The sequence below is a fragment of the Mycobacterium sp. IDUB_1 genome (assembly GCF_055419625.1).
Genome location: NZ_JBVAYA010000003.1, coordinates 210,455 through 228,502, shown reverse-complemented (window position 1 = coordinate 228,502; position 18,048 = coordinate 210,455). Strand labels below are relative to the sequence as shown.

The window sequence follows — 18,048 nt, the reverse complement described above, 5'->3', positions numbered from 1 at the left end:
ACTCCCTCAAAGGTCGGCCTTGATGAACATGTCGGATCGGTCATCCACGTCGACTGGCTTTCCGATAGCCCAGGGCCAGCGGGACGGCGCATATCGCGAGGATGCCCACCGACCACAGCACGGCGAACAACATCGGTCGGGCGATCGGCCCCTCGATGGAGAGCCCACGCATCGCCTCGATCGTATAGCTGACGGGCTGATGCTCGACGAACGGCTGCAGCCACTTCGGGTACTGGTCGAGCGGAACGAACCCGATGGAGAAGAACATCAGCACGGCCACCACGATGTCGGTGGCCTGCGGAACCAGCGTGCTCGACGAGTACAGCGCGAGCGTCAGCACCGCCGCCGACAACGCCACCCCGAACATGGCCGGCATGAACACCCACGCGATCGCCGCCGGCAGCCCCTGCTCGAACCGGAAACCCAGCGCGACCCCGACACCCATGACGACCAGCGTGATCACCACGATGCGGACCCATTCGGCCAGCATGCGGGACAGCAGTCCGGCGGCGCGGTGCATCGGCACCACCCAGAACCGCGACAGCAGACCGACGTCGCGTTCCCGCATCACGCTGATCGCCCCGATGATCGCGCCGGTCATGCCGCCGACGAGCGCGACGAGCGGAACCTGGCCGTAGAGCCCGCTCTGCCCGCTCACCTGCTTGATCACATCGCCGAACACGATGTCGAGCGCAGCGAGGAAGCCGGCGGGCATCACGAACGACTGCACCAGCGTGGCCGGGTCACGGCTCCACCGCCGCAAGATCCGGTAGGTGAGCAGCAGCACCTGCGGCACCAGCCGCCGCGGCGAGTTCTCCCACACCCGGGCATCGCGATGCCGGCCGCCGGGACGGTAGGGCGCCTTGGTGACGGGCTCCTGGGCAGCTGACGAACGCGCCATCACCGTCTTCTCCTGCTGACGATGCGGTGCAGGACGACGGCGACGGCGCCGGCGCCCACCGCCCAGGCGAGCCCCGGCGTGAGGACCGCCCAGGTGACCTTCGGCGCCGCGTCGGTGGTGTCGCCGGCGAGCGCCTGCAGGCCGTACACCCACTGCGACAGCGGCTGATTGCGCACGAAACCCTGAATCCAGTCGGGGAACTGCTCGACAGGCTGCAGACCCACCGACGCCAGCCCGAGCGTCAGCTGCGGCACCAGCATCATCGGTGCGGTGGCCTCCGGGTTCTGGGTCGCGATCCCGATGAGGTCGCCGATGACGGCCAGAGTGGCGCCGATCAGCAGCACCAACCCTGCGAACCCGATGGTGTCCAGAACGCTTCCGTGGAACCGGAACCCGATGACGTGGCCGCACGCCACCGACACGACCAACGCGATGACGCAGCGGTACATACTCGCGGTCAGACGGGAGGCCAGCGGCATGATCGCCGGGATCGGCATCGCGCGGAACCGCCGGTTGATGCCCTGCACCGAATCGGTCGCCGACCGGAACGCCGCCGACACGGCGGCGAACCAGATGGCCTGCAGGATGATCAGCGGTGTCAGGTACTGGGCGTAGCTGGACAGCGGCTGCACCGTGCCCATCATCTGCTTGAGCGGCAGGTAGTAGCCGATCGTGAACACGATCGACCCGATGATCTGCGTGGCCAGTTCGCCGTTGCGCAGCGTCGGGATGATCATCCGGACCGTGAGCACCCACCACTGCTGCAGCGCGCTCACCGGCGGCCGCGTGGCCTCAGGGACCGTCGACCCGCCCGGCGTGCGGGCGGTCGAGACAGCGCCGCTCACGCGTAGGCGCCCGCCGCCGGGACCTCGGGGCGCTCGGAGATGTCCCGTGGGTGGTCGCCGGTGAGCGCCAGGAACACCTCGTCGAGCGACGGGCGACGCAGCGCGATGTCCATCAACTCGATGTCGGCCTCGCTCAGTTTCGTCAGCGCGGCCATCAGCGTGCGCGGCCCCTCCGGCGCCGGCATCGAGATGCGATCGGAGGTCTCGGTCAGCGCCGCGCGGTTGGCCTGCGGCAGCAGCGGGCCGAGGACACGCACCACCTCGGGCAGGTCCTTGATGTGGCGGGGCACGATCTCGCAGTACGTGCCGCCGGTGCGCTCCTTGAGTTGGTCAGCGGTGCCCTCGGCGATCACCGTGCCCTTGTCGATCACGATGATCCGGTCGCTGAGCAGATCGGCCTCTTCGAGGTACTGCGTGGTCAGCAGCGTGGCGATGCCGGCCTCCTTGAAGTCGGTGACCAGCTCCCAGATCGCCTGACGGCTGCGGGGATCCAGACCCGTCGTGGGTTCGTCGAGGAACACCACCTCCGGGCGCACCACCAGGCCACAGGCGATGTCGATGCGCCGCTTCATGCCGCCGGAGTAGGTGCTGACCGGGCGGTCGCTGGCCTCCACCAGATCGAACTGCTCCAGCAGTTCGATCGCACGTTCCTTGGCGACCTTCTTCTTCAACCCCTGCAGCCGGCCGAACATCAACAGGTTCTCGCGGCCGGTCAGCATGTCGTCGAGTGCGGCGTACTGCCCCGTCAGCATCAGGGACCGCCGCACGCCCGCCGGGTCGGCGACCACGTCGTGGCCGGCGATCAGCGCGCGCCCACTGTCGGGGGTGATCAGCGTCGACAGGATGTTGACCGTCGTCGTCTTGCCGGCACCGTTGGGGCCGAGAAGACCCAGCACCTCGCCGCGGCCGACCTCGAAGCTGACGTCACGCAGCGCCACCACGGAGCCGAACGACTTGCGGATGCCGGCAACGACGACCGCCTTGTCAGAGCGGGACATGAGCTCCTCCTGCCCGGTTGAGCCGTGTCACGAGAGATCGACGAGCGCCAGCTCGTCACCGGCCGCATCGGTGTCCTCGGCGGCCAGCGCTTCCCGCGTGATCTCCAGCAGAGCGGTCGAGTAGTGCCGGGCAAAGGATTCCACATCGGTGGGCCCCAGCCGCCGGCTGTCGTACCACCAGTCGGTGTAGAGCACCCCGGCCGAGCGGTAGACCCGCAGCTCCAGGGCATGCCCCAACCCGGGCAGCGCGTCCCGGATCGGCATCGCGGTGTCGGTGTCGAACCGGACCGCGGCGTCCTCGGGCTGTTCGGCGGGCACGTCGGGGATGGTGCCGACGTGGGTGAACAGGATGTCGGCAGGCCGGGTGGCGGACAACGCCCGTGCGGTCGGCGCGTACAGGTAGCGCAACAGCCCGTAGCCGATGCCGTAGTGCGGCACGGCCTTCAGCGTGTCCCGCACGTCGTCGAGCAGCGCCGACGCGGCGCTCTGCTGTACCGCCGGAAGCGGGACCGGGTGCAGAGTGGAGAACCACCCGACGGTGCGCTGCAGGTCGACGTCGGGCTTGAGCACGGAACGGCCGCGACCCCCGAGGTCGACCGTCACGGTGCCCTCGCCGACGGTGGCGGCCACGGTCCGGCCCAGGGCGGCCAGCAGGATCTCCTCGACGGGTAGCCGCAACCGCCGCCGGGTGTCGTCGATCTCCCCGGTCTCGGCGGGCGACAGCGACGTCGACAGCCGCACCAGGTCGTCGGCGCCCGGCCGCTCGGCCGGTTCGGGCCCGGCCACGGTGACCGTGGCGGCGCGGGCGACCTGCAGCCAGTAATCGCGACTGTCCAGCACGGCCGGGTGGGTGACCAGTCCGGCGCAGCGCTGCGACCACTCCCGCCACGACGTGGGCACCGGGGCCAGGGAGATCTCCTCCCCCGCCATCCGTTGCGAGAACGCGGTGACCAGATCGGTGAGCAACACGTCCCGCGAGGTGCCGTCGTCGCCGGGTCCGCTGGCGACCCCGTGCAGGGTCAGTGCCAGAGACGACCGGCCGCCGTGCGCGCCACGCAGGAACGTCGCGGTCAACGGTGCGGTGAGCAGTTGGTGCTCGCGCACCTGCTCGTCGAGTGCGGCCTGCACGGCCTCGCGCTCCTGCGGGCTGCCCGCGGCCACGCCGTCGGGCAGCGCCGTCACGATCAGCTCGGTGAACTCGCCGGGTTCGGCGATGTGCTGCTCCCACGTGCCGGCCCGCTCCACGAGGTGCACCCGCAGCGCGTCGTGGGCCGCGGTGACCGCGGTCAGCACCGCCCGCACGTCGTCCTCGCCGATGTCGGCGCGCAGACCCAGCACCACGGGGGTGCGCCAGCGGCCGACGTCACGCAGACCGTGCTCGAGGAAGTACGCGACGTTCGGCGGCACCGGCGGGGTGACGACGTCGTCCATCGACTGCCGGGCCAGACCGCCTTCGGCGTAGCGGGCGGTCAGCACCTTCGCCAGTGACGACACGGTTTGGTTCTCGTAGAGATCCTGCGGGGTGAGGTCCAGCCCGCGGTGGCCCGCCGTCATCGCCACGCTGATCGCGATCAGCGAGTCGCCGCCGATCTCGAAGAAGTTGGCGTTGCGGTCGATGTCGGGCAGGCCCAGGCATTGCGCCCAGACCTGCGCCAACACCGTCTCGACCGAGGAGGTGCCGCCCGCGGCGGCCGGGGCGGCCGCCGGCGCGGAGGCATCGAGAGCGACCCCGTTGGCACCGGCACCGTTGAGCCACGCCGCCGTCGCGTTGTGCTCGACCCAGTGCCGCTGCTTGGCGAACGGATAGCCGGGCAGGGTGACCAGCTGCGGCTCGGCGTCGGTGGTCACCGCGGTCCCGGCCGGGGTCCAGGCTGGGGTCCAATTCACGTCGACCCCGGCCGCCCACAACTGGCCCAACCCGAGCAGGAAGGTGTCGCCGTCGCTGCGGTTCTGCGCCTGATGGCGCATCAACCGCACCGCGCGGTGCCGTTCCGACCACCGGGGATGCCGGCCCGCCGACGAGGTCAGCGTGCCACCGGGACCGACTTCCACGAGCACCCGGTCCGGGGCGGAGAGCAGCAGGTCGAGCTCGTCGGCGAACCGCACCGTGGCCCGGATCTGACGCGCCCACGTGTTCGGGTTGGTGGCCTCCGCCGCCGACATCGTCGTACCGGTGACGTTCGACAGCAACGGGATTCGCGGCTCGTTCAGCGTCACCGAGGACAGGAACGTACTGAACTCGGCGACCACCGGGTCCATCAGCCGGGAGTGGAACGCGTGCGAGGTACGCACCCGCCGCGCAGCGACGCCCTTCTCGGCCAGCGCGGCCTGGAACGTGCGGATCGCCTCGTCGCTGCCGGCCACCACGCAGCTGCCCGGGTCGTTGATCGTCGCGACGTCGACATCACCGGTGAGGTACTCGGTGACGGCCTGCGGGCTCATCGGGACCGCGACCATGACGCCGCGCGGGGCGGCGTGCATCAGCTGTGCGCGCTTGGCGACGACCCTGATCGCGGTGTCGAGGTCGAACACCCCGGCGATGGTCGCGGCCGCGTACTCGCCGATGCTGTGGCCCGCCATGATCGCCGGCTCCACGCCGTAGGACTGAATCAGCTTGGCCAGCGCGTACTCGACGGTGAACAGCGCGGGCTGCGCGCGGTCGGTGTGCTCGAGGTTGCGGCCCACCCCGTCGAAGATCTCGGCGCGCAGGTCGTAACCCATGAGGTCGTTGAACCCCGCCACGCACTCGTCGAAGTGGCGGGCGAACACCGGCTCGGTGTCGTAGAGCCCGCGCGCCATGCCGATGTGCTGGGCGCCCTGACCGGGGAACAGGAAGGCCACCCGGTCGCCGGACTCTTCGGCATCGGGGACCCCGGTGCCTTCGAAGACGTTGTCCGTCTCGGCTGCCGACAGCACGGTCGCGGCGTTGGCCTGGTCGTGCACGACTGCGGCGAGGCGGAACGGATCCTTGCGACGTCGGGTCAGCGTGTAGGCGGCGTCGGGCAGGCTGACCTCGTCGCTGTCGGCCAGTTCGGTGGCCAGCGCCGCGCGCGACTGTGCCAGCGCCTCCTGGGTGCGGGCCGAGAGCACCAGCACCTGCGGCTTGGCACTCGGCGCCGGAGCTGCCGTATGCGGCGCCTCCTCGAGCACGATGTGGGCGTTGGTGCCGCCCACGCCGAACGAGCTGACGCCCGCGCGGCGGACGCCGTCGGACTCCCACGGGCCGTCGGTGTTGCGGATCCGGAACGGTCCGCGGTCGATGTGCAGTTCGGGGTTCGGGCTGGTGTAGTGCAGCGTCGCCGGGATCGCCTTGTGCTCCAGGCACAGGATCGCCTTGATCAACCCCGCGATACCGGCCGCGGTCTCCAGGTGCCCGATGTTGGACTTGACCGAGCCCAGGTAGCAGGGCGCGCTGCGGGTCTCCTCGGCGAGCTCGAACGCCTGGCGCAGGCCCTCCACCTCGATCGGATCCCCGAGCGGGGTGCCGGTGCCGTGCGTCTCGACGTAGGTGATCGACGAGGCGTCCACCCCGGCGATGGCGTGCGCCTCGGCGATGACCTCGGCCTGACCCAGCGCATTCGGCGCGGCGTAGGTCATCTTCGTGGCGCCGTCGTTGTTCAGCGCCGAGCCGCGGATCACCGCATGGATGCGGTCACCGTCGTCGATCGCGTCGGCCAGCGCCTTGAGCACCACCACGCCGACGCCGCTGGCGAAGATCGTGCCGTCCGAGCGCACGTCGAACGGCCGGCACTGTCCCGTCGGGGACACCATCGCGCCCTGCTCGTACCAGTAACCGACGTGGTGCGGGATACGCAGCGACGAGCCGCCGGCCAGCGCGATGTCGCACTCACCGTTGAGGATCGACTGGCACGCCAGGTGCACCGCGACCAGCGACGACGAGCATGCCGTGGCCACCGACAGCGCGGGGCCGCGGAAGTCGAACTGGTGCGCCACCCGGGTGGCCAGATGGTCCTTGTCGTTCTGCAGGCTCAGGTTCACCATCTCGAAGCTGGCGCCCTGCCCGATCACCATCATCGGGTCGAAGTTCGACATCAGGTTGTGCAGCAGGTAGCCGCTGGAGCTGCTGGTACCGAACACGCCGACGGTGGATTCCAGACCCTGCGGGTCGTAGCCGGCGTCCTCGAGCGCGTGGAACACGGCCTGCAGGAACAGCCGGTGCTGCGGGTCGAGCATCCGCGCCGCGTACGGCGTGAAGCCGAAGAAGTCCGCGTCGAACTCCTCGATGCCCGGCATCAGCCCCGCCCGCCGGACGTATCCGCGGTTGCCCAGCGCGCGTTCGGTGACGCCGTTGGCCAGCAGATCGCCCTCTGAGAGGTCGACGATCGACTCCACCCCGGCGCGCAGATTGCGCCAGAACGCCGACACCGACTCCGCACCGGGGAACTTCCCGGCCATGCCGATGACGGCGATCGCGTTGTCCGGGAAGTCCTCGGCGGTACTGCTCGTCACGATCGTGGTCCTACCTTTCGCCGCGATGCGGCACGTTGACGCGCGGCGGCGCGCTGCTGGGCGCGCTCACGCAGGGCGTTGGGACGCTCGGCGGACTCCTGCTCCTCCAGGCCGAGCTGACGGATCAGGTCCACCGCGAGGTCGGTCAGCGTCGCGCCCTGTAGCAGCAGCGCGACGGGCGGCTCGACGCCGAAGTCACCGCGGATCGTGTTGCGCATCCGCACCGCCATCAGCGAGTCGAGCCCCAGCTCGGTCAGCGGCTGCGCGACGTCCACCGCGCCGTCGTCGGAGTAGCCCATGATGGCCGAGATCCGCCGGCGCAGCCGGGCCACGACGACACGGTGTACCTCGGCGGCGTCCATCGTCTTGAGCGCCTCGGCGCCGCCCCAGTCCTCGTCGATGTCATCGGTCTGCAGCTCGCCCACCATGTCGGTGAAGAACCCGATCTGGTGGATCTCCGGGAACGCCGCCGCGGCCCGGTCCAGCCGCAGCCGGGCGATGCCGACACGGGGCAGACCCGCTGCCATCACGCCGCCGAGCGCGTCGACGCCCTCGGCCGGGCTGATCGGGTCGAGCACCGAGAACCGCAGCGTGCTGGCCAGACCCACGTCGGCCCACTGGCCCCAGTTGACCGCGATGGCCGGCAACCCGGCCGCCTGCCGTGCCGACACCAGGCCGTCGAGCCAGGCGTTGGCCGCCGCGTAGGCCGCCTGCCCGGGCGAGCCGAGCAGCGACACGATCGAGCTGAAGGCGACCCACCAGTCCAGGTCCTTGCCGAGGGTGGCCTCGTGCAGGCGTAGCGCACCGGTGGCCTTCGGCGCCCAGATGGTGTCGAGGCTCTCGCGGGTCATGCCGACGAAGATCTCGTCCTCGAGCACCGCGGCCGAGTGGATGAGCCCGCGCATCGGCTTGCCCGTCTCCTCGGCAGAGGCGACCAGTCGCTCGGCCACGCCCGCGTCGGCGATGTCGCCGGTCACGACGGAGATCTCGCAGCGCTGCCGCAGCGTGTCGAGTTCGGCGGCCACCTCATCGGACGGACCGTTGCGGCCGTTGAGCACGAGCCGGCCCGCGCCGTGGCCGACCAGCCAGCGCACCACCGCCATGCCGACACCGCCAAGAGCGCCGGTGACGACGTAGCTGCCGTCGCCGCGGACCGTCAGCTGCCCGGGCGTGGCCGGCAGCGCCGCGCGGGCGAGCCGCTCGACCAGGCGGGTACCGCCACGCCACGCGACGACGTCGTCGGGCGAGCCGCTCTCGATCTCGGCGCTCAGTGCGCCGGCCGGATCGTCGGCGCCGGTGTCGAGCAGCGTGGTCTTCAGGTCGGGATGCTCGTAGGCCAGCACCCGGACCAGGCCCTTGAGGCTGTTGGCGGCCGGATCGCCCGCGCCGTCTGAGTTTTTCGAGGGTGCGGTCACCAGACCGCCGCGGGTCACCAGCCACAGGCGAGGTGCCTTGCCGTGCCAGCTGCCCACGATCGCACGCACCGTGCCCGCCACGCCCCAGATCACGTCGCGGGCGTGCGCCAGACCGGCATCCGCGGACTCGGATCCGAAGTCGCAGAACACGATCACGCCGGCAGGCGGCAGATCGGGGTCGGCCGTCGCGGTGGCGAACGCCTCCCGCACCGCGGACTCGTCGCCGAGGTCGGCGGTGACGACCCGTCGGGTCGGACCGCCGAACCGCTCGGCGAACTCCTGCGCCGCGCTCTGCCCCGCGGCGCCGTCGGCCAACGCGAGCCAGCTCCCCGCCACCGCCTGCGCGGCAGGGGCGGCGGATTCCACCCAGCGGGAGTCGAAGATCTTCTGCGACAACGGAAGTGGCACAGTGCGGCGCTGGATGCGCTTGAGGTGCACGTCGTCGACCCGGGCCAGAACGGTGCCGGTGTCGTCGGTCAGGGTGACCCGACCCGTGGCGTCACCGCTGTCGGCGACACTGACCAGCTCGGCGCGGCAGTGCGCCCGCCTGCCCACCTCCGCGAACACCCGGATCGTGCCGAAACCGACCGGCAGGTAGGTGTCCTCGCCGGAGTCGGCCAGCGTCGCATCGCTCATCGCGGCGGCAAGGCCCTGCAGTGCCGCGTCGAGCAGCACGGGGTGCAGCGTGATGCCGCGCTGCGGCGTCACCGATTCCGGCAGCTCGATCTCGGTGTCGGCGGCCTCGGCGGCGCGGGCGATGCGGGTCAGCGCCTGGAACGCCGGGCCATGGTGCGCGCCGGTGCGGCGCAGCGCGGTGTAGAAGTCCGACGGCGAGACCGGGGTGCCGCCCGGGGCGGGCAGCACCTTGGCCGGGGTTTCGGGGTCGGCGGCCGCGACGGTGCCGACAGCGTGCCGGGTCCAGCCGCCCGCCTCCGAGCGGGAATGGATCTCGACGCGCGATACACCGTCCTCGCCGGTGTTCACCTGAGTGGTCAGCGTCGTCTGCGGATCGAGCGGCAACATGGCCTCGACCTCGACGGAAACGGCCACACCGGTCGCGGGCCGGCCGAGAGCTTCCTGCGCCGCGGCGAACGCGATCTCGGCGAACCCTGCGCCCGGCATGACCGGCAGGCTGTGCACGACGTGGTCGGCCAGCCACGGATGCGCGTCGGTGCCGACGTCGGACTGCCACACGTGGCCGTTGCCCGACGGCAGCTCGACGTGCACGCCGAGCAGCGGGTGCGCCCCGGCGTACTGCGTGTGACCGGAGCGGTCGTCGAGCCAGAACGGCACGTGCTGCCACGCCGTCGGCGGGACGTCGACGAGCCGGCCGGCCGCGCCCTCGGCGCTGACCGCGGGCGGGCGGACCGCCGCGAGCTGCGCATGGAAGGCCAACGTCTCGGGGGTGTCCCGGTTCACGGTCGATCCGACGTGGAACCGCTTGCTGACCGACTGCGCGGCCAGCGTGTCGTTGATCGCGTGGGACAGCAGCGGGTGCGGGCTGATCTCGATGAACGCGCTGTTCTCGGCGCTGGCCTCGTGCACGGCCTGGCTGAACCGGACCGGGTTGCGCAGGTTCGCGGCCCAGTAGTCGGCGGTGTAGAGCGGCGCATCGCCGGTGTAGGCCACGGTGGAGATCAGCGGGATCTTCGGCGCGGCCGGCTTCAGCGACGCCAGCGCCTCCCGCAGCTCCGGCAGCACCGGATCGATCGTCGGGTGATGCGACGCGACGTCCACCTCGACGCGGCGGGCCAGCCGACCCTGCCGGTCGACCGTGGCGACCAGCTCGTCGACCTGCTCGGGCGGGCCGGCGATGACAACCTGCTTCGGCGAGGCGTACACCGCGATCGTCACGTCCGGCTTGTCGGCGATCAGCTTCTCCGCCGCGGCGGGGTCGAGCTCGAGCAGCGCCATCGCGCCCTGGCCGGACAACCGCTTCATCAGCCGGGTGCGGGTGGCGATGATGTCGAAACCCTCGGCGGGGGTGAGCACACCGGCCACGACGGCGGCGGTGGCCTCCCCCATCGAATGGCCGATCACCGCATCGGGTTCCACGCCGTAGGAGCGCCAGAGCTCGGTCAGTGCCAGCTGCATGCCCACCAGCACCGGCTGGATGCGGTCGATGCCCACGACCGGCTCCCCGGCCTCGAGAGTCTGGCGCAGCGAGAAGCCGACCTTGTCGACGAACGCGGGTTCGAGCTCGTCGACGGCCTTGGCGAACGCCGGCTCCTCGGCCAGCAGCGCCTTGCCCATCCCGGCCCACTGCGCGCCCTGGCCCGAGTAGAGGAACACGGTGCCCTTACCGAGGCGGGAGTCGTGGGCCCCGATCACACCGGGTGCGGGCTGACCCGCGGCCAGCGCGCGCAAGCCGGTGACAGCCTCGTCGTGGGTGCGGGCGCACACCGTGGCGATGGTCGAGTAGCGGCTGCGGTGGTGGTTCACGGTGTAGGCGACGTCGGTCAGCGGCACCGATGCGCCGTCACCGGCCAGCCAGTCGGCCAGCGACTGCGCCGAGGCCGCGAGCCGTGCCGGGGTCTTCCCGGACACGACGAGCGTGGTGACCGCCGGGGCCGGGTCGACGGATGCGGGCGCCGGCTCGGGGCCCTGCTCCAGCACGATGTGGGCGTTGGTGCCGCTGAAGCCGAACGACGACACCGCGGCTCGGCGTGGGTGATCGCTGGCCGGCCACGGCGTCGCCTCAGTGGGCACGTAGAGGCGGGTCGGCTTCGGATCGATCTGCGGGTTCCACTTGTCGAAGTTCAGGTTCGGCGGGATCGTGCCGTGCGCCAGCGTCAGCACGGTCTTGATGAACCCGGCCACGCCGGCCGCCGCCTCGAGGTGACCCATGTTGGTCTTGACGGTGCCCAGCGCGCAGGGCACGTCGCCCTTGCCGTAGATCGCAGCCAGCGCGTCGAATTCGATCGGATCGCCCAGAGCCGTTCCAGTGCCGTGGCATTCGACGTAGTCGACGGTGCCCGCGGCGACGTCGGCCGACTTCAGCGCGCGGGTCAGCACGTCGCGCTGCGACGGCGCATTGGGTGCGGTCAGGCCGTTGGAGCGGCCGTCCTGGTTGACCGCCGAGCCGCGCACCACGCCGAGCACCCGGTCCCCGTCGCGGACCGCGTCGGTCAGGCGTTTGAGCACCACCATGCCCGCACCCTCGCCGCGCACGAACCCGTCGGCACGCGAATCGAAGGCGTAGCAGTGCCCGTGCGGGGAGAGCATGCCCCACTTGGCAAGGGCCAGTTGGGTTTCCGGCCGCAGGTTCAGGTTGACGCCGCCGGCGAGCGCGAGGTCGCTCTCACGCATGCGCAGGCTCTGGCAGGCCAGGTGGATCGACACCAGCGACGACGAGCACGCGGTGTCCACGGCCACCGCCGGGCCCTTGAGACCCAGCAGGTAGGCGATGCGGCCGACGGTGACGCTGTGCGCGTTGCCGGTCGCCGAGTACGCGTCGATCGAGTCCGCGTTCTCCGGCGTCGCGTTGTGATACTCGCTGTAGTAGACGCCCAGCATCACCGCGGTGCGGGATTCACCCAGCTGATCGGGGGCGTAGCCGGCGTTCTCCAGCGCTTCCCACGCCACCTCGAGGGCCACCCGCTGCTGCGGATCCATCGACATCGCCTCACGGGGGGTGATGCCGAAGAAGTCGGCGTCGAAACCGGTGATGTCGCTCAAGTAAGCGCCCCACTTGGTGGGCATCCGGCCCGGCACGCTCATGTCGGTGTCGTAGAACGCCTCGGCGTCCCAGCGGTCGGCGGGCACCACGGAGACCGCATCGGTGCCGCTCTCCAGCAGCTTCCAGAAGCTGTCGGGTCCGGTGACCCCGCCGGGGAGCCGGCAGCCGATGCCGACGACGGCGATCGGCTCGGCCCCGGTGACCCGCGACGCCTTCTCGAACTGCTCAGCCAGCTTGTCCCGCTGCTCGGCGGACATGCCCGAGATGCGGTCGAAGGTGGTTTTTGGCTTGGGGGTCGTCATCAGATGGTGCCCTCACTGCCGGCATTGGCCGACTCGACGGAAGATTCGATGCTGTCGAAGAGGTCGTCGAGGCTGAACTCGTCGGAGTCGTCGCCCGCATCGGGCTCCTCCTCGGATTCGGCGGCGGCAGCCTGCTCGTGGGCCTGTCGGGTGGGGGCCAGCAGTTCGGCCACGAACTCCGACAGCTGCGCGATCGACGGGTGATTCCACAGCATGGTTGCCGACAGGTCGATGCGGACCAGCGCCTTGGCGTCGCGCAGCAGGTTCATCGCCATCATCGAGTCCAGGCCGAGCTCCGGGAACGCCGAGTCGACGTCGACCGCCGTCTCGGGCATACCCAGCTCGCGGGCCAGGATGGCGCGCAGACGCACCCGCAGCGTCTCCAGCGTCTCCGTGCCCGACATCGTCGACCAGTCGATGAATTCGGCCGCGGCAGAGGCGGTGTCGCCGATCGCAGGAGCTGGTGCGGATTCGACCGGCGCGAACGTCAATCCACGCACGTCGACCCAGACGGTGCCGTCGGGGCCGGTGACCTGCGCGTCGACGACCAGAGCGGCCCCGTCGCCGCCGCGCCGGACCACCTCGATCGCGGCGGTGCCAACCGCTGCGTCGCCGTTTTCGGTGAGGCTCTCGGCGCCAGCGGGCAGCAGCAGTGCGGCGTTGTCGGCGTCGGCCAGGCGGGCCACGTGCACCGCGGCGTCCAGAAGGGCCGCGGCAGGCGAATCGGTGGCGGGCACCTCGACGGTGCCTCGCGCGCCGGATGTGGTCGCCGTGGCGTCGGCGACGGTCCACTCGAACGGTCGGCCTTCCACACCCCACGCGCGCTGCATGTCCTCGATCGCGGCACCGTCGAACACGGTGCCGACCGGGGTCTGGTCGCCGTGAGGCGCCTGCTGCGGCGCCGTGGTCAGCGTGGCGCTGGCGTGCCGGGTCCAGCGCTGCTGGGCGGTGTCGGGGGCCGGGCTGGACCAGATGGTCAGCGTGTCCCCGTCGGCGACGGCGTGGATCACCTTCGGGGCGTCGGCGAGGATCGGGTACTCGAACCGGATGTCTCCCGCGGCCTTCCCGCCACCCACGCTGTCGGCCACGACCGACAGCGTGTGCAGCACGACCGACACGGGCACCACCTCGACGCCGCGTACCCGGTGCGCGTTCGACCACGTGCGCTCGCCGGGCAGCAACCGCGCCTGCCACAGATGCTCGTGGTCGGCCGATTCGACCGGCTCGCCGAGCACCGTGCCCCACTGGGCGGCCGCGAGAGCCGTCAGGTCGGCATCCTCGGCCGGCCCGGCGACCAGGCGGTCGAGCACCTTGACCGCGGCACGCATGCGGTAGGCCTCGGCCAGGCGCGGCCAGTCGGCGCCGGCGAGCACGATCTGCGTGCCGGCCTGCGGGCTGAGCACCGTCGGCAGCATGCGGATCGCGATGTCGTTGGGCATGGGCTCCAGCCCGGCGGCCTTCATCTGCGGCTGGGCGTCGGACCAGGACTTCCACAGACCCCAGTCGACGACCGTCGCCGGCAGGCCCAGTGCGCGCCGCGCGTAGGCGAACGCGTCGGCATAGGCGTTGGCCGCCGTGTAGTGGGCGACCGCGCGGGAGCCGAGCAGCCCGGTGATCGACGAGAACAGCACGAAGCGCCGCACCGGCGTGGTCAGCGACAGCTTGTGTAGCACCGCGGCCGCGTCGACCTTGGCCCGGAACATGGGCCGCAGGTCGTCGTCGGTCATCTCGGTCAGCAGTGCCTCACCGCCCGCCAGCGAGGCCAGGTAGACGCCGTCCAGCGGCGGCAGGTCCCGGCCGAAGCGCTCGAACACCGCGGCCATCGACGCGTCGTCGCCGGCGTCGGCGGCGACCTCGACCAGCGTGGTGCCCTTGGCGGCCAGCTCGGCGGTCAGGTCGGCCAGCCCGGTGCCGCGCCGCGACACCGCGACCACGGTCGCCGCGCCCATGTCGGCGAGCTGGCGGATCAGGTACGGGCCGACGTTGCCGGTCGCGCCGACAACGAGGTGGCTGGTGTTGTTCTCCAACCGGTTCACCGCAACTGCGGGCAGTGCGCGGGGCGTCAGGCGCGGCACCCGCCGCTCCCCTGCCCGGTAGACGACCTGGTCGTCGCGGTCGGTGCCGCTCGACGTCTCGATCGCTGAAGCCTCGGCGCGCAGGTAGGCGCCCAGCAGCTCGGCGGGCAACGTCTCGTCGACGTCGACCAGGCCACCCCAGAACTCGGGGTGCTCCAGCGCGAGCGTGCGGCCCTGTCCCCACAGCACCGCGTGCGCCGGGTTCGCCCGGTCGCCCTCGGCGACCGGCTGGGCGTTGCGGGTGACCACCAAAAGCCTTGGCGCTGACTCCATTCCGGCGAGCACGACGACGACGCGTCGCAGTTCGTCGAACATTTGGTAGGCCGCGGCGGCGTCGAAGCGCTGCGGCGGGACCGCGGGTGCGTAGACGACGACATCGGCGGCGCCTGCACCGCCGACCTCGTCGAGCCGGAGCGCTCGAGCACCCAGCGCGCTCGCCAGCTCGGCGTCCTCGGAGATCACCGCGAACGTGCCCTCGGCGCGGTCGCCGGCCAGGTCGCGCACCGGCCAGGTCAGCTCGTGCAACCACTCGTGGTGACCGCCCTCGGCACGCGCGGCCGGCGCCGCCGAGGCCCCTGTGGCCGCACCGGCGGCGGCGCGCATGGCCGCCGTCTGAATCCAGTGGTGCGCGTGATGCCACGGCGTGGTCGGGATCTGGACGCGCGGGCCGGGACGCGACGGCGTCTTCGGCGGCCGCGTGGTGTGGGCAGCGTTCAGGTTGGTGCGGAAGGTCAGCGTGTCGTTGGCGTCGCGCTGCAGCGTGGCGATGCTGTGGTGGTGCTGACCAGAGAGCGTGTCCTTGATCGCGTAGCCCAGCAGCGGATGCGGGCTGACCTCGACGAACACCGTGTGGTCGGCGCCCGCGGTGGCGACCGCGCGGGCGAATCGCACCGGGTTGCGCAGGTTCGCCACCCAGTGGTCGGCGTCGAAGACGTTGCTCCCGTCGGTCGGCCTGCCATCGGTGGTGACGAGCACCGGGATGGTCGGCGTTCGCGGCGCCAGCGTGGCCAGCTCGGTCCGCAGCTCGCCGAGGATCGGGTCGATGATCGGGTGGTGCGAGGCCACGTCGACCTCGACGCGGCGGGCCAGCCGGTCCTGCGCGTCGACCACCGCGACGGCGGCGTCGACCTGGTCCGGCGGACCGGCGATGACCGTCTGGTTCGGCGAGGCGTACACGGCGACGGTCAGCCCGTCGTAGCCGGCGATCAGCTCCTCGGCGGCCGCGGCGTCGAGCTCGAGCAGCGCCATCGCGCCCTGCCCGGAGAGCCGCTTCATCAGCCGCGACCGGGTGGAGATCACCTTGAGGCCGTCGGCCGGGCTCAGCGCCCCTGCGACGACGGCGGCGGTCACCTCACCCATCGAGTGCCCGATCACCGCGTCGGGGATGACGCCGTAGGAGCGCCACAGCGCGGTCAGCGCCAGCTGCACACCGACCAGCACCGGCTGGATTCGGTCGATGCCGACGACGGTCTCCCCGGACTCCAGCGTCTGGCGCAGCGAGAAACCGGCCTGAGCCACGAAGTCGGGTTCGAGCTCGTCGACGGCCGCCGCGAACGCGGGCTCCTCGGTGAGCAGCCGCTGACCCATGCCGGCCCACTGCGAGCCCTGCCCGGAGTACAGGAACACCGTGCCGGGCTTCGCGCCGGAACCGCATGCGCCGTCGTGGACGGGCACCACACCGGGCGCGGGATAGCCCTCGGCGAGGGCGCGCAGGCCCGCGACGGCCTGGGTGCGATCGGTCGCGGCGACCGTGGCGAAGCGGGGATGCGGGGCGCGGCGGTGGTTCAGCGTCTCGGCGACATCGGCCAGGCTGACCTGCTCGGCCGCCGGGCCGGCCAGCCAGTCGGCCAGCGCGCCGGCCAACGACGCGACGCGCGCCGGGGTCTTGCCGGTGACGACCAGCGTGCTGACGGGCGGTTCGGGCTGCGGCGCAACCGGTTCGGCCTCGGGGGCCTGTTCCAGCACGATGTGGGCGTTGGTGCCGCTGACCCCGAACGAGGACACCGCGGCGCGGCGCGGCGCGTCATGGACGGGCCACGGCGTCGGCTCGGCGGCGATGTGGAACTTCTTCGCCCCCTCGCCGGCCTGCGGGGTCAGCGCGGAGAAGTGCAGCATCTTCGGGATGAACCCGTGCTGCAGGCTCAGCACGGTCTTGATGAACCCGGTGACGCCGGCCGCGGACTCCAGATGGCCGAGGTTGGTTTTCACCGAACCCAGCACCAGCGGGGCCGCGTCCTTGCGGTCGCCGTAGACCGCCGAGAGCGCATCGAGTTCGATCGGGTCGCCCAGCCCGGTGCCGGTGCCGTGCGCCTCGATGTAGTCGATGGCGGACGGATCCAGCCGGGCGTTGCGCAGCGCGGTGCGCATCAGCTCCTGCTGTGCGGGCCCGTTGGGGACGGTCTGGCCGCTGCTGGCGCCGTCCTGGTTGACCGCCGACCCGCGCACGACCGCGAGCACGCGGTCCCCGTCACGCTGGGCGTCGGAGAGTCTCTTGAGCACGACCACACCGCAGCCCTCGCTGCGCACGTAGCCGTCGGCGTCGGCGTCGAACGTCGCGCACCGGCCCGCCGGCGACAGCATGCCCCAGCGTGAGCAGGCGATGTTGTTCTCGGGGCTCAGGATCAGGTTCACCCCGGCGGCCAGCGCATGGTCGCTCTCTCCGCGGCGCAGGCTCTGGCAGGCCAGGTGGATCGACACCAGCGACGAGGAGCACGCGGTGTCGCTGACCACCGCGGGGCCGCGCACGCCGAGGAAGTAGGAGAGCCGGCCCGCCGCGAAGTTGGGTGCGTTGCCGAACGGGATGTAGGGGTCGATCTCCTCGGGCTCCAGTACGCCGATCACCGAGCGGAAGTAGTCGTTGGCGGTCAGGCCGACGAACACGCCGGTCGACGAGCCGCGCAGGCTACGGGGGCTGATGTTGGCGTTCTCCAGCGCCTCGACCGCGACCTCCATGAGCAGCCGCTGCTGAGGATCCATGCCTGCGGCTTCGCGCGGCGAGATCGAGAAGAACTCCGCGTCGAACTCGTCGGGCTTCCAGGTGGTGAGGAATCCGCCCTCGCGGTTGACGATGGTGCCGGGCACGCTGTGGTCCGGTGAGTAGTACTGGTCGGCGTCCCAGCGGTCGGCCGGCACCCGGATCACGCCGTTGCCGCCATCGAGCAGGAACTGCCAGAACTGGTCGGCGTCGGCCACGCCGCCCGGCAGCCGCGCACCGATACCCACGACGGCGATCGGCTCGGTGTCGACCTTCTCGGCCGCGGCCAGCTTCGCGGTCAGATCGTCGATCTTGCGCAGTGCCTCGGTGATGATGGCCCGACGGTCCGGCGCGGCACCCGAACCGGGCGATCCTGAGCTTGCGGTCAT

The 18,048-nt window shown here is 71.4% G+C and carries 6 protein-coding genes; all 6 read right to left on the bottom strand.

Annotation, left to right across the window (positions count from 1 at the left end; all coding sequences use genetic code 11):
* Positions 1-40: 40 nt before the first annotated feature.
* From ACZYYX_RS18355 to ACZYYX_RS18330, 6 genes are read right to left on the bottom strand one after another with little or no spacing between them, the layout of a single operon-like run.
* The gene (locus tag ACZYYX_RS18355; protein ID WP_463816020.1) at positions 41-901 is read right to left on the bottom strand and encodes an ABC transporter permease; all 861 of its coding nucleotides are present in this window, start codon (positions 899-901) and stop codon (positions 41-43) included.
* Positions 901-1,746 (bottom strand): ABC transporter permease, encoded by an 846-nt coding sequence (locus ACZYYX_RS18350; RefSeq protein WP_463816019.1) that lies wholly within the window; start codon positions 1,744-1,746, stop codon positions 901-903. Before ACZYYX_RS18350 ends, ACZYYX_RS18355 begins: the two co-directional genes overlap by 1 nt.
* The gene (locus tag ACZYYX_RS18345; RefSeq protein ID WP_463816018.1) at positions 1,743-2,744 is read right to left on the bottom strand and encodes an ATP-binding cassette domain-containing protein; all 1,002 of its coding nucleotides are present in this window, start codon (positions 2,742-2,744) and stop codon (positions 1,743-1,745) included. The genes ACZYYX_RS18350 and ACZYYX_RS18345 overlap by 4 nt, the downstream gene beginning before the upstream one ends.
* Before the next feature lie 27 nt (positions 2,745-2,771).
* Entirely contained in the window at positions 2,772-7,214 is a 4,443-nt protein-coding gene (locus tag ACZYYX_RS18340; RefSeq protein ID WP_463816017.1) for a type I polyketide synthase, read from the bottom strand.
* A complete protein-coding gene (locus ACZYYX_RS18335; RefSeq protein ID WP_463816016.1) occupies positions 7,211-12,610 on the bottom strand; it encodes a type I polyketide synthase in 5,400 nt (1,799 codons plus the stop codon). Before ACZYYX_RS18335 ends, ACZYYX_RS18340 begins: the two co-directional genes overlap by 4 nt.
* The gene (locus ACZYYX_RS18330) at positions 12,610-18,048 is read right to left on the bottom strand and encodes an SDR family NAD(P)-dependent oxidoreductase (RefSeq protein WP_463816015.1); all 5,439 of its coding nucleotides are present in this window, start codon (positions 18,046-18,048) and stop codon (positions 12,610-12,612) included. Before ACZYYX_RS18330 ends, ACZYYX_RS18335 begins: the two co-directional genes overlap by 1 nt.